The following is a 20,551-nucleotide window of genomic DNA, read 5'->3' as shown; positions in this document are numbered from 1 at the left end:
ATAGCTTTATGTTCCTTGTTAGGCGAAATGCGTAGTTCATTTCGCTAAAATTAGCTAAGAGACAGAAGCTTTTTAAAAGTCATTCTTATTTTCTTATGACGACAATATTGTAAACGGTATATACTCCATTGCGAAAGACTCTAAGATTAGCTTCTCCAGGCTTAATCGCTTCAATTAATCCTGATGTGTATGAAACCTTTATCACATTCTGTAAATTATCAACGTCGGAGATTGCACCGTAAAAATAATGAACGTCACCGACTTGCAAAACTAATTTTTGGGCAGCAAAAGGAGATACCAAATTGGTGTCAACAGGTGCAGCATTAGCACTAGCACTTCCAAATACCATAGAAGATCCTAGCAGAGCAGCAGCTATCAAAGACTTGATTTTCATAAACACATTTCCTCCAATACATTATATTTTAAGGAATACATTTCCATTAAATATTATATTTTACAAAATGTCAATGAAGAAAAAGAGATGAGAAATAATCATTAAAAAACGAACAAAAGTTCTTGAATCTTCTTGATTCTGGAAGTATAATGGAGTTAGCCCATAAAGTAAATTCAACCAATTTCATATATTCTAGTTCAATAACCCCTTAACAGGGGCTATTTTTAGTTTATAGGGATATTTTGAATTTGCTTTGTTTGGCATGCAAGTAGAGGAACACTGGTTAAAGCATTCATTCTTAAAATACATGGATGAGGTGAAGAATATGTGGAAAAAGAAAGTGTCTATTGCGTTTTTGTCAGTAATGATGTTGTTTGGAACTGCTGTCTCAGCATCGGCAGCTCAACAAAATGTGAGTGTAAAGGTCGATAGTAAGCGGGTTTCTTTCCCTGATGCTCAACCTTATTTTGAGAGCAGCAGAGTCATGATTCCAGTACGATTTGTGAGCGAGTCTCTTGGTGCGAAGGTATCTTATGGCAAAAATTCTTCAGGTAACAAGGTTAATCGTGTTGTGACGATTAAGCTGGGTGACAAGGTGATCTATATGACGGTGAACAGTTCGAAGGTGCTGGTTGGTGAACAAATCATTACCCTGGATGTGCCGGCTCGTTTACAGGAAGAACGTGTATACGTTCCATTACGGTTTGTATCTGAAGCGCTAGGAACACAGGTTAAATGGAATCAGGCTCAGAAGCTAGTGAGTATTAGCACGGGATCTGGGGTTACTGAGCCAGAGGAAGAGACGAAGACTCCTAGCACGGGGATGTACAAAGCCGGATTTGAGTGGCCTCGTGAGCAAGAATTGGGAAAAACGTTATTTGTAAAAAATGTACAAGTGAAGAACGGAAAATTGACGTTTACTTTGCCTAAAAATGCAGAAGGAGGCAGCAAATATACAGACGATGGAACTTCGGTGAAGCTCATTCCTGGCAAAACATATACTTTTGATATTGGGAAAGGAGCTGGTTTTTTATCCATATCAAAGCCTGAATCGAAAGGTGATCAGTGGGAAGGGTATTATATATTCCTAGATGCAAACTATGTTGATGACATCAAGGCAATATTCGGGACTGTTAAGGAAGGGGTTGTTGTTGCAGGAGTTGGGCAAGGGGTGTCTCCATTGTCTGAAGTAATTAATGATGCAAAGCAATTAAAATAATCAGAAGAGTTAAAGCCTGTCCTGGATTTATAAAGGGGTGGGCTTTTTTTGTCTAAAGATGAACACAACCATCTTGAGAGAAAGGAGCATTTATTTGAGTAAACGAATCATCAAGAAAGGATTATTGTTTTTTGCCGCCAGTTTTACTTTGATGCTATCAGTTCTATCGGTTTCAGCGGCAGCAATTCCAATGTTGTATGATCATGTGAAATGGGAGTATGGAAAGGAGGAAATAAACGGATTTACAGGCTATGTTCCTGCCCTAGATAAACAGGTCAGTAGTAATCCTTGGCAATTGGATCAATGGGCGGGGATGTTTACTTTCTCGGATGGTAAGACAAGAATTGTCCCGAACTATGATGTTTTCAACGTCAAGAGAACCCCTGAAGACAAAAATTTCTCAAAGGAAAATGGTTTTGGTTTGATCTTCAAAAGTGAGTCTGCACTTGGGGATTTCTTTAATGCAGTGTGGTCTGGACAATCTATTTCATCCAAGCAACGTGAATATTTTAAAACGAAATTTTCATCGAATGCGAATGATCCAATTTTTATAGAGGGTCATGAATATTATTACCGAGTGCAGTATAGGAATGAGTTTCTCCGCACAGCCGGAATCGTGCAACGTATGGGCATTAAGTTTGACAAAACCGAAAAGGTTAATGACAACTCGTATCGTGCATACTTCGATGTTTCCCCATGGCCGGAACTTACAGTAACACAAGGGAAACAACTCGTCATGAATCTGTCTGCCTATGGATACACGGAACGTAATGTCCGGCTGGTAGCTGTGAAAAAGGGGGATTTTCCCGAAATGAGTAAAGTGGTAAGTCTTACGGATGGGAAACTACTTCGGGCCAGTGATCCAACCTATACTGATACGATTAAATTCAACGCTAAGGACATTGTTAAAGTGCTGGGTACAGAAGTGGATATCATTCTCGAAGACGGCTATGGTCGAACAGCGATCAAGTCAGTGACCTTACCAAAAGAAGATCAAAACATTGACTATGTGCCGACCAAATTGACACTTACCGATGGAGGGCAGCTCTGGATCAAGTATAGATACAATGGAGAGGAGATTATTCCATCGGACTATATGAGTGAGCGCGGAATGCCGATGACAGCCAAGGTGAAGATAGGAGGAGCTGCAACTGCTGAATTTTCGTTGCCCTCGATGAACCAAAGCATTCCGAAGAGCCTGCAAGATGGACAAGAACTGAGCTATTTACTTGGTAAAATAGAAATCAGTGATGCTCCAGGCAAGTATTACATTAAAGTGGATGCAACGATCAACAATCCTAATCATCAGGATCGCGCGTTAGAAGCGCCTTCCAAAGCGTATGATAACAACGGTATTCATGGGGAATGGCTCATCGAACGAAAGGGAGCAGAAAATGATCTCATTGCCCAATCTATTACCGCCAGCCCGTCTGCACTAACATTAGGACAATCTTCCACCGTAACGGCTAAGGTGAAAAATGTTGGAGGTACGGACGTTTCCAATGTCTTGATTCGATTTATTGAAGATGGCCAGAAGACGATTTATGAGACACGTAAGACCATGCCAGCCAATACACCGATTACTGTAGGTGGTTTTAAATGGACAGGAGATGTTGGAATACACAGTTTAACTGTTGTGGTTGACCCCGATAAAGAGAAACCTGATAAAGACCGTACAAACAATGTTGCAATAACAGGTTGCTCAGTGAGTAAGAATGGTGGCGATGCTTATTGTGATACGACCAAGCCTACAGCAAGTTGGGACGTTACGTACCCGCTTATTACGGGATATCCAACCAAGACACGAACCGTGAGCTGGACGGACTCAAAGGGAAATACAAGAACAAGTAGCGAAAGTTATGTCGATTACAGCGATCCGATTTGGGAGAATCGGAAGGTGACGTATAACGAGAAATTGACTGTTAAGGCAGAATTGGATACGAAGCAAGGAATTGCTACAGACCCTAAAAATCCGAAGGATGAAGATCGGGAGAGTCGGGGAAGCTGGGAGATCATCCCTTGGGCAAAGGAGAAAAAGCTGAATCCTAATGAGGTTACTCGTGCCGGCTATGGTGTTGAAATCAAAGTTCAAACAACGTATACCACGGACTGGGAAAGGAAAGTGCCCAAAGGTTTGGAAGGAACCGCAAAGCCGATTGGTGGAGAACTCAAGGGCCCAACAGAAGTGAGAGCATATATTTGGGATAGCCGAGGGAAGTATGTGACAAGTATCGGTCTGGTGAAAACCAGTGGAAATGATAAAACAGCAACATGGGAACTGCCGAGGGAGCGTTTTAAATCGAAGTTCCTTGATATCTATGAGCGTAAATTCTATACAGATGTGAAAGCTCCTGATGGAAAATATACATTCAAAATCGTTGCGATGCACGCAGGGCAGCATGATCTTTCTTCATGCTTCACGAAGAAGATCACGATATTCGGTAGTATGTACGATGATTGGCAAACCAAACGGGATACATCAGCGTGGTATTGATACAAGCAGTCTAAAGTTTTTACAGGGGGCTATAACACTAAAATAATATTGCATGTATGATTTTTCGTTTGTATAATAAGAATATAAGAAAGGGACGGTTGCACCCGTCCCTTGCAACAGCCGCTTCTAAGGGCGGTGGCTGTAAGTAGGTATAGACTTACCTTACCAGGGGCGGTCTATTTCTTTTTGTTTTGATTATTCAATGCAATGACGATGGTTACGATCAGTCCAATCAGGGTTACTGTAAACCCCGCAAAACTAATCATTAACGTCAATACATCTTTCATCTCCACAGGCATCACCTCCCTTCAGGGAGACTAGCCGACCGCCCTTATGCCATTCTGTTGCATTTCCAATTATATCATAATCATTTATGAGCAGTCTCTTAGGAGGCTGCTTTTTTTATGCATAAAGTAGAAACAATTTTAACGAAGAGGAAGGAGAGAAGCATTGGAACTGTTGTGGATTGACTTACCGCTATTCGTGATTTTGATATGGGCAACGTATACCGATATAAAGAGCCGGATAATTCCTGATAGATTGGTTTTTAGCGGATTTTGCTACTTCCTTGTAATACGGATAGGGTATGCTGATCAACCTTATTTTCATTACTTGCTGGGTGTGATTGCAGGAGCAGGCATCTTATATATCTGTGCATTAATTCGACCGGGTTCCTTTGGCGGCGGGGATATCAAGTTGCTGGCCGTTGTCGGGGCCGCTTTGGGGTGGCATGAGAGCCTAATTTTCCTTTGCTTATTGTTAGGCATAGCCGGGTTATTTGCTATAATTGGGCTGCTAATTAGTAGAGATAATAAGAGACAGATACCGCTGGCCCCATTCTTCCTGACAGCATTTCTGCTCATATATCACTTCAAAGTCAATTTATAAATGTGCTATAACTACTGTTGATTTCAAAATTTTACAAAACTCTGTACAAAATAGCGATCATGAGATTATATCGGATGGTAATATATAACATAGATGGGGCCTCGTCAATGAATTCAAAGGAGATTGGATGATGTTAAAAAAACTTAGTTTTTTGAGTATTGTTCTATTAATGTTTGTAGTCACTGTACTACCTGCATCTTCTTTTGCTGATTCAAGTTATAAGCACATCACAGTCACAGAAACTAAAAGTACAGTACCTATTGTAGTTCCTACAGAAAATTATAGTTATGCCGAGTATGAGATTGTACTTGATAGAGAATTGGAAGCATCCAATCACAGTAGCAAGACTTCGGATAGTATTATATCTCCAATGAGTTCTTCATTTGGGACAGTGGTTGTAACCTGCAGTAATGATAGACAAAGGGATGTAAAATGCGACTATTCTGTAAGAGCATTCAGCGGTTATATGTCATACGCAGATATATCTATTACTTTTCCCGGTCATGAAACCATTGGTGGGGGAACACACAGAACTACGTATCAGTTAGGCGGTGTGAAATCATTTAATGGTCAAGAAGTGAATACGTATTTTGCACCTGGTTCATATAGACCTTACTTGTCGGGAAGAATCCTGACTCATGATGGATGGGCGACAATCACACAAGTATTTGCAACAGGTTATGTAGATATTAGTTAGTTTTGTAGCGATAGTGCCTCTTTAGGCACTATCGCTAGATCTTGTTAAAGGAGGACATGTAGTGAACTGGTGTACTAAGGATATTCAAAAGCATACCTTTGTGGAGTTGAGGGATAATGAAGAGTTATCAATTGATCGCGTTCATTCTACAAGTACATTAGATGAAATTTCATATATTTCGCAATACTACTGTTTGAAATCTCTGTCAATGGGGAAAAATGCATTCCTTCAGATTCCGATACATGATACCGAATGCTATGAAACTGTAGTGGGACAAATTGTTCCGCATTTTAGTGATGTGAGAATCGTAAAATATTCCAATGAAATTACTGAAGTGAATTTAATGTCTATTAAAGAAAGCACTGTAAACATGATAAATATACTAATTGCGAACAACAACGTAAATCCAGTAGCGTATGATATGTTTGGAGATAAGTATAACAATAGCGATCTCCCCAAAGAGATGTTTAATCTTGATTGGTATACAGTTGACTTACAAAAGATAAACCGGCTCAATATGGACGAAAACCTACTGGATTTTTCTGTATTTCTACAGAAAACACATTTGGTAAATGGTGATAGTTTTGCTGTTCAAGTTAATGATTGGTCCTTTAACGACACATTAAAGGATAGAATAGCTTTTAGATTCTTATGTACTTTGAGTCAAACGGTTCAGCTTGGAGTTGATAAAAATAATAAAGTGATAGATGTGCGATGTTTTTAATCAATCAGGACTACTTAGATAGAAATGAATCAAGCTCTCATCAAATTGATGAGGGCTTTTTTTTATACAAAGAAGTGAGGGGAGGGAAAATTAATGGCCTTAATGACTAGAGAAGCTATTTTAGAAGAGCTCTTAAAAGCAACCATTGTGAATGAAAATATGATGTGGATGCTTGCAGCTCTAAAAATGGCAGATCGCCCCGTCCAAAAAGAGCAATTGCGTGACGTTACCAATGAGCTGTATAGAAAGGTTCATCCAGAAGAGGAGGAGCTACCTATTCGATCACGGCATCTACTGGATGAAGCAGCGGCTATGTTGGAAGGGGCAGCACTCGTTCATGTCGCTGAAGTAGCAAAATCTAAGCGATATACACTGTCGCTACTTGGACAAGAAGTGCTGAATTACAGGCATGAGCGAAATTTAAAGGGGAAGGAAGTTAAACAATGAACATTAGCTTGAAGTATGGATTCTGGGGACTGGGAATGGGAGGGACATCCATTGCACATGCCTGTGCAGGTATTAAACTATCTGCTAAAAATGCACAACGTCCGTATACGGCTTTACTCGTTAATAGTAATGAGATGGATCTCCTGAAGCTGCCAGATTATCCGAACACCAAGAAGATGATTTTGCTGGGATATGAGCGTGGTGTAGGTCGAGATATTCAGCTCGGACAAGAAGCCTTTAACACTCACAAAGTCGTCATATCGGAGACGGTGCAGAGCTACTTTAGTGATCGTGACTATATTTTTATCTCTTGTGGCCTCGGTGGTGGAACAGGAACAGGAGCAATTATTGAAGCGATTCGATTATTGCACACAACTGGTTTTGCTGGACGATTTGGCTTGCTACTTACCTTGCCACGCAGAAATGAGGGCCGGAAAGTATTAGACAATGCGTTGCAACGTCTGCAAGTCATTAAAAGAGCAATGCAGGGACTTGGAGCTATTGTCGTCGTGGATAATGAAAAGCTATTTCAAACTGGTTTGAATAAGAATCAAAGTGTGGAGGATTTCATGAAGTCTAGTAATCGCCATGTGGCTAGATTGCTTCATGATCTGAATACGGTGACTGCCAGCTACAAGCCATATGGCAGCTACCACTTCGATGCCTCAGAGTGGTTGAACATGCTCAAGACAGGAGGGTGTTTGCATATCGGGAAATGTACATTATCTGCCCAATCGGTTGATTTGGCATCTCCTGTGACTTATATGGATGTGTTAAAGCAGAGTGTGCTTCATGGAGAACTCTCGACCGGGTATGATCTGCAAGGAGCGACTAGCAGCGCAGTGAGTATCGTAGCTGATAGTTCAGCAGCAAAGAAACTGTTTACGCACTCTTTTGTGGAACAAATTCAATCCTTCCTTCATGAATGTACACCGATTCTGAACGAGAATCCTGTAGCAACCTATGTCGGGGATAAGCCAGGTCAGGTGACGATCTATACCGTATTTGCCGGACTTAATTTCCCGAACAGCGTAACGGAGCTGACAGAGGAGCTGGCAGAGCTGGAACGAAAGGCACAAGAGCGTAGCCAGCAGACAGATGAGATTGCGGTAGCTTTGGCTGGATTTAAGTCACAAGGGAAGAAAGAACAAGTTGACTTGGAAGCTTTGCTGTCGGATGAAGCTCCTTCCTCAGCCCCTGACACGGATACTCCAAAGGACCCGTTCAGTTTTTTAGACAATTTGAAGTGATACGCTTCAACAAAAGACATGTGCGGCAGATACAGGGTGTTTACAAATGGAAGTTTATAAATGTCCATAAACAAGTGATGCACATAAAAAGTATGAAGGAGAATGGAGTGAAGCAGATGCGTCATATTCCAGACGAGAATGTAAAGTCTTCGGTTGATGAGATGTACAGACAGTACCTAAACATTGAAACCATAGAAGATTTGTACCGCCAAGCGGTGATGATGTCTCATGCATTGGGATGGGAACTATCACAGCGTCGTCATTTATTGCCTGATCGGGAAGGGAACAATGTCGATCCAGTGATATATCCTCCATGTCATTTTCAGGAGTTGAGTATCGAAGGGAATTTAGTCTATCAATTTTACTATGAGGGAACACTGCCACTCTACATGAAAAACAAGCCGTATGAAGACAAAATTAGGGCTTACTACCAGGGAGCAATGATAGAAGCTCTTGAGGGACGAAGTTTATTGAAATTTGACCAGGCATTTATTTATGTATGTCATTTCTTTAGTAATTTACAAATCAGAGACTTGGATAATCGCAATCGAAGACATCTGATTAATGCAATACGAGCTGCACAAATTATCGAAGATGATAGATGGGAATTCATAGAAATAATGGATTCGGGTTATCTCGATCCTCAGAAACGGAATCATATTGAACTGTTCATAACAAGCCGCGAGAACGCAATGAATTTGGTTGAATATGTGAGGGATAAGATGAGAAACAACCCTGAAAATTAGGTGGTATACAACCCGATAGACGAGGTGGAGTAAAACCACCCGAAAAAGAAGTTGTTGAACAAGGAAAGAAACCTTGCTGTTATTGAGTTTTTCTTGATCTAAAGCCGGGCCAAAATGGGAAAAGTCATGGAGAGGCTACCGCACAACGCAGTTGAAAGGTAGACTCGGAATGACCGTCCCACAGCACGCAGTCTGAATCCAAACCAAGCCTTGCTAAACAGAGCCAATACCCCAAAAGTAATTTCCAGCAGAAAGGAGGTTGTCACATGCCGAGGCAGCGTGAGTGGACAAAGCGGGATGTAGATATATTGTACGAATTGTACAAAGTGAGGGAGATGACAAAACAGCAGATTTTGCAGTCGTACTTTGAGGGAAACGAACGCTATGGGAGTAAGAGACTTTATGTGTTACGAGGGGAAGGACTGGTTACATCCGAAATTCATGGAGGAAATGGACAAGGGGGAAAGCGAGTTCGAACTGCGTACTATCGTTTGACAGCACGCGGACTGGAATTGCTTCGGAAGAAGGGAGTCGTAGAAGAGACTAAGTACCGTGCGCGGGATTTGGAACTTACGGCTCAGCAGCGGCAGTACATCATTGATGCAAATGAACTTCATATACGCCTACCGGAAGTGGTTTATATGGACTCGCGTGTGATCAAACGAAAATACAAACTGAACCGAGGTAATCTAACAGTCGGTGGTTTCAGTAATGAGCATGGGGATTATATGATTTTCATCCTGAATGCAGATGCCAAGGAAACGACATTGCAAAAAATTCTGATGGAAATCAAGGCAAAGAAGTACATTAGCGGATATCTCGTATATTACAAGAGTCCATCCGTTAAACGAGCTTTTGAAGCACTCTGTTATGAGCAGGCATTAGTAACTGGAGGCATTCCGTTGTACATGCTCCCGTTTGATAGCAAGGGGATTGAGATAACACGGCATTATATTTTATCAACAAACGCGTTTTCAAACTTGCAAGAGCTGTTGTCTTCTTACGGCACGCTGACCAGAGTTAAAGAAGGCAGTAATAAGCACGGATTCCTATATGGAATGCGAAGAGAAGATGGGCTGCTAACACCATATGTTGTTGAAATGATCACAGGCGACATCATGATTTTGAAACGCTGTTTACGAAATTACAACGTAGATGCATATCAGAGGGAGGGGCGAAGAGTCCTTCTTTTTTGCTATGAAGATGAGGTGCAGCGGTATAGAGACGAACTATTGAGTGTGACCTATGTGGATGTTATAGGCGTTCCGAAGATGGTCTTGGAAAGTTCTTTTGAAGGGCGTGATGCTATAACGTAATTCTGGGTTTAGATAAGAAGCATTTAAAAGGAGTTTTAAACTATGATTCGCTTCATATGGTTCTTGCTTACCCTCAGTGGGTGGGCTTATTTGTATTGGCGCACGCCGGAGTGGTTAGCATTGTGGATGTATTTTCCGGCTTCTATCAACTTTGTTATGTACATCTATGGCTGGATGCTAGAACGAAATAACAAGCTCATGTATTTCTTTGGAGGATTATTGTGGACGGGGAATGGTCTGAGCCTACAGCTTGGAGAATATGTTCTTGCTTCAAAGGATTTTCCATTTTCAATGAGCGGGATGGTTCATACAGCTTTGATCGGTACGATGTTTATCGCAACTTTCCTCACATTCAGCAATTATAGACTCGCACAGAGTTTGTTAAATCGAAGGGGGAACGTCAGTAAACAGCAACTCGTTCATGTCCGTCCGACAGCCAAAGATTACTATCTCAAATTTAAACGTCTGTTTGTTCAAAACGAGGAGATTGTATTAAATCTAGGCGAAGAAATTCCAATGAAGGATTGAGGTGATTGAATGATCAAATGGGGTGGGAGTGATATGTTCACCCATATGCTGGCTGTAGGTCCGACTCGCTGCGGGAAAACAGCGACTCTTCTCAAGCCGATGATTTATCAACTGCTCCTGATGAAAAAGAAGGGCATCCCCTTAGGACTATCTGTTGTTGAGCCAAAGGGTGATGTCGCAGAGATGGTCAATGAGATGTGCGGTGAAATGGACATGTCTTGCGTACACGTTGATCCTACATCTGATCACAGCGCTCGTTTCCCTGTCATGAAGGGGGACGAGGATGATGTAGCTGAAGCAACGGTAACGGTGCTGAAATCTATGTTTGGCAAGCAGGAAGCCTTTTTTGCCACAGTTCAAGAATTGGCTGGTCGTAACATCACGAAATTGTTGAAACGCTTATACCTAGACGATGTAAACCTGGGGGATGTTCTTCGAACGATGCGGGATCAACGTATTCTGGAAGACAAGGTGCAAGAGCTGCGCTTCAAAGAAGGTGAATCCGATCTGGTCCAATTTTTTCAATCGGAGCTGCTTGGAGCACAGAAGGAAAAGTACCAACAATTTGTCATTGGCCTTCGTGCACAGTTGGAGAACCTGACATCTAATCGTCATTTGGAGCCGATCCTTATGGGACAATCTGATTTTGATATGGACAGACATTTTGAAATGGGCGGTGTGCTGGCTGTAAATACAGCGATGGGGAAATTACGTAAAGCGGGTGATGCCTTTGGGCAGTTTGTGGTCATGCACTTGCAGAGCGGGACGTTTCGCAGACCGGGAACCGAGCGCACCCGCGTGCCCCATGTGATGATTGTGGATGAATACTCCAGGTACATTAATCCAGATGTGGAGTTATTCTTATCCATTGCAGCAGAATATCGGACAGCCGGAATATTTGCCACGCAGTCCTTGGGCCAACTGGAGGTTGAAGCGGGCAAAATCAATGCCAAAGCGATGAAACAGTCCATCTTAACAAGCTGCCGAAACAAAATTGCTTTTGGTGGCCTTGCTTATCAGGATGCACTCGAATTTAGCCGTGAGTTTGGTAAAAAGCAGATTATCAGCAGACAAAGCACGTTTAAACAGCAGATATTACTACCGAATTTGCTACCTGAAAATTATAGAGATACGGAAAAAGAGGAAGATCGGATTTTTTACACACAGATGATGGATGGCTTACCCAAATTTCATTACGTAGCAAAGCTACTGGATGATGGAACACCGTTGCCGCCGAAGATTGGAAAAGGGTCATTTGTTCCCCGTGATTGGAAGGAACGCCGGGAATGGGAGGTACGAAAGAAGTTGTGGGCGTTTAAATTTGATTTTAAACGCAAGCCTAAAGTTTCAGATTCAAATCCAGAGCAGTCTGGGGTGGAAGACAACATTTCTTCGAAACTGAAGTTTGTTCCTGCGGACTTGGCTGACGAAATGATCCCCGACCCTCCTAATCCACATCTAGAAGAAGCGAAGCCAGAAGGCGGTTCTTCTCAGGATGAATCAATGCATGAACATGAAGATGATCTTGATCCGTTTGAGTAGCACCCTCACTGAATGTCAGTGAGGTTATTTATATTGCCAAAATGAATGCTATGGAGGTTATACACATGAGTGAAGAGTTGAAGAGAGTATTGATTGAAGGCTACAACGAAGAGAAACTGGAGCGAAACAGTTATGACGAAGGATGGGCGCAGATTTATAGTGCGAAACAAAATGACTTGATTTTACAAGCAGACATGGTTGGTGTGGAAGTGAAATTGAACAAGTTATGCGGCGTAGTTCAAGTCGGTGATGTCCGAGGATTCATTCCGCAAGAATTTTCGGGTACAACGGATGCTCATGCTTTTCGGCGTTTGCTTGGTGAGCCAGTCGCTTTCAAAATCGTAACATATGATCGGGACGGAGATACATTTATCGCTTCCCGTCAAGCAGCGATTGAGCAAATGGAAGGGATGACGTGGAAATGGCTCGAACTAGGGGCGGCAATAACGGCCGTGGTACGTGCTGTTCATACGAAAGCCATGACAGTAGATATTGGTGGTATTGAAGTCGAAATGCCGGTTCAAGAGTTTGCCCATGGATGGACCGATGATTTGCGAGACGTAGTTCAAATTGGTGATCATTTTAAGGTCAAGGTAGTCGAGTTGGACAAAGAACTGAAGAAAGTGGTAATCAGTAAAAAGGCATTGGATAAGAGTCCGTGGCCGGATTGCAGCAAGCGTTACAACACTCGTGGAGAGTACATTGGAACCGTCTCCGGCGTTGTGGAGTACGGAGTTTTTGTTAATTTGGAACGGGGTGTAGATGCATTAGTACGTCATATGCCTTTTGATAAAGTCAAACGTGGAGATAAGGTGTTTATTAAAGTCATTAGAGTGGATCTGAATAAACAACAAATCATGGCGAGAATTACGCGGAAGCGATAAGAGGAGGAAACCACATGGATAACATGGCAGGGGATCGGGCTTTGGCTCGTTCTCCTTTTTCTCTGTCTTTTAATTGGACATTTGTACCCACTGTTCTAGAGGAACCCATAGTTGCAGGCTATGCTCCTGTCAGGCTACCAACAGAGGGATTGGGCTTGCAAGCCATTGGACATATTGGTTGTATTGGCAGCGTGCAACTGGCACGTCTGTTTCACTGGAAACGGCATCAGATCCGGCGAATGTTGGCTGAACAAAAGCTCGTTCAACATCGGTTGAAAAAGAATAAGAACACCATTCCCATTTTTACACTCGGTCCACGTGGTGTTGATCTTTTTAAAATGGATCAGCCTGTGAATAGCTGGCGGCAATGGAGCATTGAATCGGTATTGTCTAAACTAGTATTTTTTCAATTTTGTTGTGCGTTACAAGAAAAACAAAAGGGTTTTCAAATACTTCCTGCAGCATGGCCTTTTACTGGGAAGGTGCAAATGGGAGAGCACATACGATACGTACTTGTACTGCGAGGAACAGAGGATGTTGCTGCGCTTGAAAGAGAGTTGCGACATTGCTCTCAACCTATCATTGTCCTTTCGGACAATCTTGAGAACGTGTTCCCATACAATCATGTACTGACAGCAGCCCATCTGTTGCTGGATCAGGATTTAAGAGAGGATTATAAATTTATGCGTCAGCGAGCAGGGGAATGGCAGCGATCTTAAAATAGCCGACTGCTTGTACTACTCCTATACATGTGCTAGAATGAAATTGTTAATTTTTCTATTCCTAAACTCCCACTTTGCTGGAGACAAGGGTCATACCCTACGCTAAGATTCTGCACTTCTCAGAGTTGATAACAGCAGGGTAACTTGTATCGAAAGAACAAGTTTAGTAGATTACCTCGACCTACACCTTCGTGCTGAAGACAGCTACGAAGAGAGGAAAAATGTAGGACAAAAGGCAAAGGCCAATGAAGTTCCTCAGCTCCCTTTTGCTGGAGACAAGGAATGAAGAGTACCGAAAGGCTCTTGGAAAAGCAATGTTACTGAGTTTTAAAAGCCGATTTTTGCATGGATTCGTCCGTGCGGAGATCGGCTTTTTTGCGTTTTAATTAAAATTGAGAGGATGGTATAATGGAGACAGTCATTTGGTTTTTGAAGGATGAAGAAGGGAAGGCTCAGGTTAAGCTTTGCTTGCAGGAATTGATTCAAAGAGCAAAGGCTGATCCACTTTTCACTCAACTGGTTGAGCTTATTTTTCAGGCCCTTGAGTTTGTGGAAAAAAGGGGAATGATTCATTCCATGACTGAATTTTTTACAACTCCCCTTGAAGGTAACTCGTTATACAGTATCCGAGTCATCAAAGAGCTAAGAGATCATCCACCACTACTTGAGTTTCGTGTGAACTGGAGAGGTGCTGGAGCGTTTCGAGCGATATGTTTTGAATATTCGTTAGAAGATGTTCAAATGCTGGTGTTTACTCAAGCTACGCTAAAAACCAGAACCTACTCTGAAGAATTTGAACAATTCATAAAAAAGTCAGAAGAACAGTATATTGCGTTTATGAAATCTCCAGAGAAACACATTTTTTCACAAGGGGATGAAATGGATGAATAAATACAGTCATTTAAAAAAGGATTTTGAACAGCTAAAAGCTGAGGTTAGAGAACTTCCAGGGGCAGCAGCGTATCTGGATGGTCCTGAAGTTGCTGTCGGACAGATGATACTAGCAAGACAACTGGAAATGGGTTACACGCAGCAACAACTCGCAGATCTTGCAGATGTTCCACTAGAAGACATTAAAGTGATTCAAGCTGGACTTGTACATTCGAATTTCGGATGTGACATACAGCCTGATTCATTGTCTAAAATCTTTAAAGCCTTGAAAATTATTGGAGTGCAGCCGATTATTGATGAGCAAGCTGCAACCTCAATGCTGGGTTAGTTCAAAATAGAATAATGTTGATTTAAAAACCGATTTTTGCATGAGTCATTTCATGTGAAGCTCGGTTTTTTGCATTTTATAAAACCTTTGAAAGGACGATGAATCTTATGTTGAAACCTGATACTAATGTTGCGTTAAATGTTCAAGCCACTTTGGAGGAAGCACTTTCGCTCTTGGATGATGTGATCGCGGAAGCACCTGAATCGTTAAAACATGAGGTAACAGCGATCTGGAGCAATTTGGATAAGATTGTTCAAAAGACGTTTGTAGATCCCAAATTAAAATAAGGAGCTGAGCAACGATGGCTGAAGTTATGGATTTGTCGATTATGGAAAAGGTCGTAATTCAAGGTGATTTATCTTCACTCAAACCAGAAGAGCGGTTTGTGTATTACACCAAGGTTTGTGAGAGTGTAGGACTGAATCCCCTGACAAAACCATTCGATTATTTGAAACTGGACGGGAAGCTTGTACTGTATGCCAAGCGTGATGCTACTGATCAGCTTCGTAAAATACAAAATATCAGTATTACGATCACAAGCCGTGAAAAGGTGGGTGACGTTTACTGTGTGACCGCTCGCGGAACAACGCAAGATGGCCGGACCGATGAATCCATTGGTGCTGTGTCGCTGACCAAAGAAGAGAAGTTATGGGACGAGATGAGGAATCGAAAAGTACCTACAGGACGAATTCTTCCATTAACCGCAGATGAACTTGCCAACGCCATCATGAAGGCCGAAACGAAGGCAAAACGAAGAGTAACGTTATCTCTATCGGGTCTCGGCATGATGGATGAAAGCGAGATTGAAACCGTTGAAGATGCGGAGCGAATTGAAGTAGGGGAACCGGTTCAATCCACTCAGCCCAATAAAGGCAAACCTTCTTCGGGCAGCAATTCAAGTAAGCAATCTGGTTCTTCAGAGAAAAAAGGACAGAAGAATGCGACTTCGACCAAGCCTGCTACGCCAAGTTCAGGAGACTTGTATAGAATGCTGGATATGGGAACAGGAATTTCTCCAGGAGGCGTTACCTTCGCAAAATTAAGATTGGTTAATGTTGCAACGGGCGAAGAATCTGTGGTGCTTGCCAATACGCCAGAGACGATTGAACAAATTAATGCACTATCAAATAATTCACAATTCAAAATTGAATTTGAAATGAACAATGGATTCAAGATGGTGAAATCAATTGCGATTGTAGGTGAAGCGGCATGACGAAAGTGAACGCTACATTTACAGACGGGAACGCACTCATCTGTGCATTCCCTTCTAGTCGGAACAATGGTGTTTATTTGGTCAAAGCTGAACCTCATTTCAATGATCTTATCATCACTCACGATTGCCCTGCTTGTCACTATGGACAAAAGGAATGTAAACATGTTCAGATGGCGGCCGAGCTATATCGCCGTTGGCAATGGTGGGAACCAGATAAAACGATTCATACCGTTACACGCAAAATTGTTCTTGCCCCGGATTGGGAGCAGATTCAGCTTCCACCTAGCCCGGAGGAAAGGATACGAGCTGTGATTGATCATGCTTCCTGATATTGTGGCCATTGCTGAACAACATGGTCTGCAGATCAATCCACACTCCAGATCAAGGGAAGAAGTGGCGTGTAAGTGTCCTTTCTGTCATGAGGATTCAAAGCCAGGGAAAAAGCGAAGATACTATCTTTCTCTCAATAGCAAAGACCAAGTGTTCAAATGTTGGTTTTGTAAAGAGAGTGGTGGTGTTTTTCGCTTTATTTCTCTTTTGGAAAATATCCCGGAGGAGAACGTAAAGCAACGATTCCGAAAACGGAGAATTGTTCATCCTGCCGAACGCCTCAGCCAAAATCAACGAAGGTTACTGAGAGAACATACAGGCGTAAGAGAACCATACTGGAAGCAGATGAGGGAACGAGATTTCTCATATTATATGCGTTCCCTTGATTTGTTTTGGGACTCATGGAAAGAGTTTCTGATGAAGGAGCAGCGAGATGCCTATTTTCAATTAATTGTGGGGATCAAAACCTGTACGTATCAGAACTACATTGAAAAAATCAGACAACGAGAGCGAGAGATTGAGTCGCCTCTCCTTGAAAGTGTACTGCAAATCTACTCTTGTGCTTCACGTCCGAAGTGGACAGAGGTTGCTGAGCGATTTGTGGACCAGTTTAAAACGAAACCTGTAAGTCCTGAACCTAAAAAGGCAGGCAGGGACGGAGGATAAAAATGCTGAATCGTGTAATTTTGATTGGTCGTCTGACTCGTGATCCTGAGTTACGATATACACCCGCAGGAGTAGCCGTGACACAATTTACTTTGGCAGTAGATAGACCTTTTACAAGCCAAGGTGGCGAACGAGAAGCGGATTTCATTCCTATTGTTACTTGGAGACAACTTGCTGAGGCTTGTGCAAACCATTTGAAAAAAGGGCATATGGCTGCAGTCGAAGGTCGAATTCAAGTACGAAACTATGAAAATAATGAAGGTAAACGTGTATACGTAACTGAAATCATTGCCGACAACGTTAGATTCCTCACTCCTCAGTCTGGTGGTTCTAATTCAAACGATTCAAGACTGGGGACAGGAAATCAACAGAATCGAAATAATGGAAACGGTCGTGGAACGAATACGGCAGGCGATGCATGGGGAATATCTGACGATGATTTACCATTCTAAAAACGACAAACACTCATTTGAAGAGGAGTGAATGAACATGGGATATACACATTACTGGTATCGAGTAAGGGAGATCGAACTCGATGTGTATTTTAAAATTCTAACTGATTTTAAACGTCTGTTACCTGTACTTACAGAAGAAGGAGTGCGGCTTGCTGGATCAGGAGGGAAAGGAGGTCCAGTTATAAATGATGACAATTTGCTATTTAATGGTGTGGATGCAGAAAGGTATGAGGACTTTGTATTCCCACGGGTACTACGTCTATGGGATGAGCCAGATGAGAATGATCAATATTTTCAGTTTTGCAGAACAAGCGGATATCCATATGATCAGGCCGTCATTGCTTTCTTACTCATTGCTAAGCACCATTTAAAGCAAGATATTGCTGTTCAAAGTGATGTTGGAGCTAAAAAGTTGGATGCTGCTAAAAAGCTATGCCAAACAACATTGGGAATTTCATGATCTTCTCATACTCACGACTATCCCTATATGAAACTTGCCCATTTCGCTTCTATATGAAGTATATCTTGGGTAGGCCAGAGCCGGTTACAAAACCGCTCGCTCTCGGCAAAGCAGTGCATAAGGCGATTGAGCTAAAAATCAATGGTATGTCTGAAAATGAAGCGATCCTGGCAGCTATAATTGAAGCGGATTTTCATCCCGAAGTGACTTATGAAGAAGTTTTAAAGTTGCTTCAGCAAGCTCCTGATGTAAAGGGTCGGACGGAAATTCATTTTAACCTTCCGTTGGACTCTTCATCAGGAATCCAGCTCCAGGGGTATATTGATTTGCTTCAAGATGTTCATTTCTGGGATTGGAAGTCGAATTGGAAACCTTACCGAGTCCATGATACAAGGCAGCTTGCTTTGTACGCTTGGGCCCATTATGAAAATGAGAGGTCTTCGTCAAGTCAAAGGCACATTGTTTTTTCTTAGGTTTCGGAAAGCAGAATCGTTTATTTACAACGAATCTGATGGAAACGAAGCTAGAGAATGGGCTATTCAGCTTGCGGAGCAAATTGAAATGAAGAAGTCATGTTTGGAATCATTCCCGGATATGGCTTCTTCGCTTTTTCAGCCTACACCGGGGAGTCACTGTAAACATTGCCCGTTTGTTTTGGAATGTATAAAGCGTTGAGAAAATAAAATGTATTTTGGAGGGATGAAAGAGATGACGAAAGACGAAATCATTAATGCTGCTGAGTCAGGTGAATTCATTGTAGATCATAAATATCAATGTTTTGCTGATCTCAACGGGACAGAAGCCAGAAGATATTTGGAAAGTAAAGGGTTTGAAGTTGTTCGGAACTTCGACACGGGCTGTAATGGGATTGCAATAACAACCTGTGGAATTCACCTTTCCACCAACGGCTACATCTATAAAAAGTTATAGGTGCGTAAAATGACGAATTATACCCTTGGAAAATATTCGTCTTCTGCATTACAAAAAGAACAAAAACTTGAGGAGTGTTATATATGAAAAATACAATACATGAAAAATTAACAATAGAGGAAGCCATCCAGATCGCGTTAGAAATCGAACGAACCGAGGCTGCATTGAAACAGATGAAAGAACGTTTGAAGACTTATGTCGATGAACATGGAGCGCTTCAAGTTGCGGATAAAATTTGGGAGTACAGTAATACCAGAAGCTGGTCTTTTAAACCTGATGGATTGCGTGAACTTGCGGTGGCGATCACAGCGGAAGGAAAAAATGCATGGGATTACCTGAGTTTGTCTTCAACCGCGCTGAAAAAGCTTGGTTGGGAAGACATCTCCTTGTCCGGGTACGGTACGCTAAAAGAGACTAAACGTTTTGCTTCTCGCAAAGTGTAGTTGTGACACGACAAACTAATTCAAAATAGCCTTTCGCCCGGCACTAAATGGCGGTGTTTAATTCCGACACCGCCATTGCGGGGTCGGGATAAACGGAAAGGGGAATAATGAAAAACTTCTCGGTAAATGAAACTCAATTGGCTTCTTTGCCTCGTCGAAGACGTGAACACGCTGAAAAGTTATTAAAACTGATTGAACGAGTATTGCAAGAAGATGTTCCTAGTGAGATTAGAAGGCCTGAAGATGTGTATCAGCTAGTAGCTGCTGAGATGTCATCCCTTCCTAATGAGCATTTTGTTGCAATCATGCTGAATGTTAAGAATCGTGTTATTTCCAAGGAAACGATAGGGATTGGGACATTGAATGGAGCTATAGTGCACCCTAGAGAATTATTTAGAAGAGCAATTTTAAAGAATGCTGCTTCTATTATCTGTGTGCATAACCATCCTTCAGGTGATCCAACTCCGAGTCAAGAAGATATCAAGGTCACTAAACGGTTATTCGATGCTGGTGAAATTGTTGATATCAATGTACTGGATCATATTATCGTTGGTGTTGAAGGATTTGTATCCCTGAAGCAACTGGGGATGATGTGATGTCGGCAAAGGAGCGGTATCTTAAACAGCTTTTAAGTAAAACAACAAAGGAGCGCTGGATTGCTAATTTGATGCTTAGTGCTTCTTCTGAAGTCTTGAAGAGTGTTACATTGCGTCAATTAAAACAGATGAAGTGAATAGGAAGTGTTGTACAAAGCCCCAGTTGCTTAAACTGGGGCTTTTTTTAGTTTTGGCGTGCCCAGCTAAGCACGCATCTTCTAGCCGGTGAAAGTCCGGTCGCAGGAGGGGCCAAGCCCCTGCGTAGCTAGGATACTTGCGTATGACGAAATCTGTACGTAAAAGCGTATCGACGAAAGTACCTGTCAGAGACAGGGCGAGCAACAAGCCAGGCTGTAACATGAAGTGAATCCTGCCGCGTCGTCAAAAA

At 42.1% G+C, this 20,551-nt stretch carries 27 protein-coding genes; 25 read left to right on the top strand and 2 right to left on the bottom strand.

Features of this window, described 5'->3' with window-relative positions; all coding sequences use genetic code 11:
- Window positions 1-85: 85 nt before the first annotated feature.
- Window positions 86-394 carry a hypothetical protein gene (locus tag IEW26_RS00130; protein ID WP_188590897.1) on the bottom strand — a complete coding sequence of 103 codons (309 nt, stop codon included), beginning with the start codon at window positions 392-394 and terminating at the stop codon, window positions 86-88.
- A 325-nt stretch (window positions 395-719) separates the two neighbouring features.
- Here IEW26_RS00130 and IEW26_RS00125 point away from each other — a divergent pair, with 325 nt between their 5' ends.
- A complete protein-coding gene (locus IEW26_RS00125) occupies window positions 720-1,613 on the top strand; it encodes a copper amine oxidase N-terminal domain-containing protein (protein ID WP_188591623.1) in 894 nt (297 codons plus the stop codon).
- 94 nt (window positions 1,614-1,707) lie between these two features.
- Window positions 1,708-4,107, top strand: a complete 2,400-nt coding sequence (locus IEW26_RS00120; RefSeq protein WP_229729589.1) for a CARDB domain-containing protein — start codon at window positions 1,708-1,710, stop codon at window positions 4,105-4,107.
- Between the two features lie 176 nt (window positions 4,108-4,283).
- Here the strand turns inward: IEW26_RS00120 and IEW26_RS30150 are convergent, their stop codons facing one another.
- Entirely contained in the window at window positions 4,284-4,400 is a 117-nt protein-coding gene (locus IEW26_RS30150) for a putative holin-like toxin (protein ID WP_229729588.1), read from the bottom strand.
- Window positions 4,401-4,557: 157 nt separating this feature from the next.
- Here IEW26_RS30150 and IEW26_RS00115 point away from each other — a divergent pair, with 157 nt between their 5' ends.
- The 23 genes from IEW26_RS00115 (at window position 4,558) to IEW26_RS00005 (ending at window position 20,163) form a co-directional block, all read left to right on the top strand.
- Window positions 4,558-4,995 (top strand): prepilin peptidase, encoded by a 438-nt coding sequence (locus tag IEW26_RS00115; RefSeq protein ID WP_188590896.1) that lies wholly within the window; start codon window positions 4,558-4,560, stop codon window positions 4,993-4,995.
- Window positions 4,996-5,125: 130 nt separating this feature from the next.
- Entirely contained in the window at window positions 5,126-5,692 is a 567-nt protein-coding gene (locus tag IEW26_RS00110) for a hypothetical protein (protein WP_110896824.1), read from the top strand.
- A 61-nt stretch (window positions 5,693-5,753) separates the two neighbouring features.
- Window positions 5,754-6,416, top strand: coding sequence for a hypothetical protein (locus IEW26_RS00105; RefSeq protein WP_188590895.1), 663 nt, complete (start codon window positions 5,754-5,756; stop codon window positions 6,414-6,416).
- 93 nt (window positions 6,417-6,509) lie between these two features.
- A complete protein-coding gene (locus IEW26_RS00100) occupies window positions 6,510-6,863 on the top strand; it encodes a hypothetical protein (protein ID WP_188590894.1) in 354 nt (117 codons plus the stop codon).
- Window positions 6,860-8,113 carry an FtsZ/tubulin family protein gene (locus tag IEW26_RS00095; protein ID WP_188590893.1) on the top strand — a complete coding sequence of 418 codons (1,254 nt, stop codon included), beginning with the start codon at window positions 6,860-6,862 and terminating at the stop codon, window positions 8,111-8,113. Before IEW26_RS00100 ends, IEW26_RS00095 begins: the two co-directional genes overlap by 4 nt.
- A gap of 107 nt (window positions 8,114-8,220) precedes the next feature.
- On the top strand, window positions 8,221-8,859 hold the full coding sequence (locus IEW26_RS00090) for a hypothetical protein (RefSeq protein ID WP_188590892.1): 639 nt from the start codon (window positions 8,221-8,223) through the stop codon (window positions 8,857-8,859).
- A 266-nt stretch (window positions 8,860-9,125) separates the two neighbouring features.
- A complete protein-coding gene (locus IEW26_RS00085) occupies window positions 9,126-10,175 on the top strand; it encodes a replication-relaxation family protein (protein ID WP_188590891.1) in 1,050 nt (349 codons plus the stop codon).
- Window positions 10,176-10,217: 42 nt separating this feature from the next.
- The gene (locus IEW26_RS00080; protein WP_188590890.1) at window positions 10,218-10,703 is read left to right on the top strand and encodes a hypothetical protein; all 486 of its coding nucleotides are present in this window, start codon (window positions 10,218-10,220) and stop codon (window positions 10,701-10,703) included.
- A 9-nt stretch (window positions 10,704-10,712) separates the two neighbouring features.
- Window positions 10,713-12,245, top strand: coding sequence for a type IV secretory system conjugative DNA transfer family protein (locus IEW26_RS00075; protein WP_188590889.1), 1,533 nt, complete (start codon window positions 10,713-10,715; stop codon window positions 12,243-12,245).
- A 65-nt stretch (window positions 12,246-12,310) separates the two neighbouring features.
- On the top strand, window positions 12,311-13,129 hold the full coding sequence (locus IEW26_RS00070; protein ID WP_229729587.1) for a S1 RNA-binding domain-containing protein: 819 nt from the start codon (window positions 12,311-12,313) through the stop codon (window positions 13,127-13,129).
- A gap of 14 nt (window positions 13,130-13,143) precedes the next feature.
- On the top strand, window positions 13,144-13,848 hold the full coding sequence (locus IEW26_RS00065) for a hypothetical protein (protein WP_188590888.1): 705 nt from the start codon (window positions 13,144-13,146) through the stop codon (window positions 13,846-13,848).
- Window positions 13,849-14,259: 411 nt separating this feature from the next.
- Window positions 14,260-14,742, top strand: a complete 483-nt coding sequence (locus tag IEW26_RS00060) for a hypothetical protein (RefSeq protein ID WP_188590887.1) — start codon at window positions 14,260-14,262, stop codon at window positions 14,740-14,742.
- Complete coding sequence (locus tag IEW26_RS00055) at window positions 14,735-15,070, top strand: helix-turn-helix domain-containing protein (RefSeq protein WP_188590886.1); 336 nt, start codon at window positions 14,735-14,737, stop codon at window positions 15,068-15,070. Before IEW26_RS00060 ends, IEW26_RS00055 begins: the two co-directional genes overlap by 8 nt.
- Window positions 15,071-15,177: 107 nt before the next feature.
- Window positions 15,178-15,357, top strand: coding sequence for a hypothetical protein (locus IEW26_RS00050; protein WP_188590885.1), 180 nt, complete (start codon window positions 15,178-15,180; stop codon window positions 15,355-15,357).
- A 14-nt stretch (window positions 15,358-15,371) separates the two neighbouring features.
- The gene (locus IEW26_RS00045; RefSeq protein ID WP_188590884.1) at window positions 15,372-16,283 is read left to right on the top strand and encodes a hypothetical protein; all 912 of its coding nucleotides are present in this window, start codon (window positions 15,372-15,374) and stop codon (window positions 16,281-16,283) included.
- Window positions 16,280-16,612 carry a hypothetical protein gene (locus tag IEW26_RS00040; protein WP_229729586.1) on the top strand — a complete coding sequence of 111 codons (333 nt, stop codon included), beginning with the start codon at window positions 16,280-16,282 and terminating at the stop codon, window positions 16,610-16,612. The genes IEW26_RS00045 and IEW26_RS00040 overlap by 4 nt, the downstream gene beginning before the upstream one ends.
- 418 nt (window positions 16,613-17,030) lie before the next feature.
- Complete coding sequence (locus tag IEW26_RS30145; protein ID WP_229729585.1) at window positions 17,031-17,279, top strand: hypothetical protein; 249 nt, start codon at window positions 17,031-17,033, stop codon at window positions 17,277-17,279.
- A 2-nt stretch (window positions 17,280-17,281) separates the two neighbouring features.
- Window positions 17,282-17,731, top strand: coding sequence for a single-stranded DNA-binding protein (gene ssb, locus IEW26_RS00030; RefSeq protein WP_110896810.1), 450 nt, complete (start codon window positions 17,282-17,284; stop codon window positions 17,729-17,731).
- Between the two features lie 37 nt (window positions 17,732-17,768).
- Entirely contained in the window at window positions 17,769-18,194 is a 426-nt protein-coding gene (locus IEW26_RS00025) for a hypothetical protein (protein ID WP_188590882.1), read from the top strand.
- Window positions 18,167-18,667, top strand: coding sequence for a PD-(D/E)XK nuclease family protein (locus tag IEW26_RS30140; protein ID WP_308423434.1), 501 nt, complete (start codon window positions 18,167-18,169; stop codon window positions 18,665-18,667). The genes IEW26_RS00025 and IEW26_RS30140 overlap by 28 nt, the downstream gene beginning before the upstream one ends.
- A 235-nt stretch (window positions 18,668-18,902) precedes the next feature.
- On the top strand, window positions 18,903-19,124 hold the full coding sequence (locus IEW26_RS00015; RefSeq protein ID WP_188590881.1) for a hypothetical protein: 222 nt from the start codon (window positions 18,903-18,905) through the stop codon (window positions 19,122-19,124).
- An 83-nt stretch (window positions 19,125-19,207) separates the two neighbouring features.
- Complete coding sequence (locus IEW26_RS00010; RefSeq protein WP_188590880.1) at window positions 19,208-19,567, top strand: hypothetical protein; 360 nt, start codon at window positions 19,208-19,210, stop codon at window positions 19,565-19,567.
- Window positions 19,568-19,674: 107 nt separating this feature from the next.
- Window positions 19,675-20,163: a JAB domain-containing protein gene (locus IEW26_RS00005; RefSeq protein WP_188590879.1), complete on the top strand. Its 489-nt coding sequence runs from the start codon at window positions 19,675-19,677 to the stop codon at window positions 20,161-20,163.
- The last annotated feature ends 388 nt before the right edge of the window (window positions 20,164-20,551 follow it).

The organism is Paenibacillus silvae (assembly GCF_014639235.1).
In the GTDB taxonomy this organism is placed as follows: domain Bacteria; phylum Bacillota; class Bacilli; order Paenibacillales; family Paenibacillaceae; genus Paenibacillus; species Paenibacillus silvae.
Note: the sequence above shows the minus strand (reverse complement) of the source record. Positions and strands in the feature narration are given on the sequence as shown.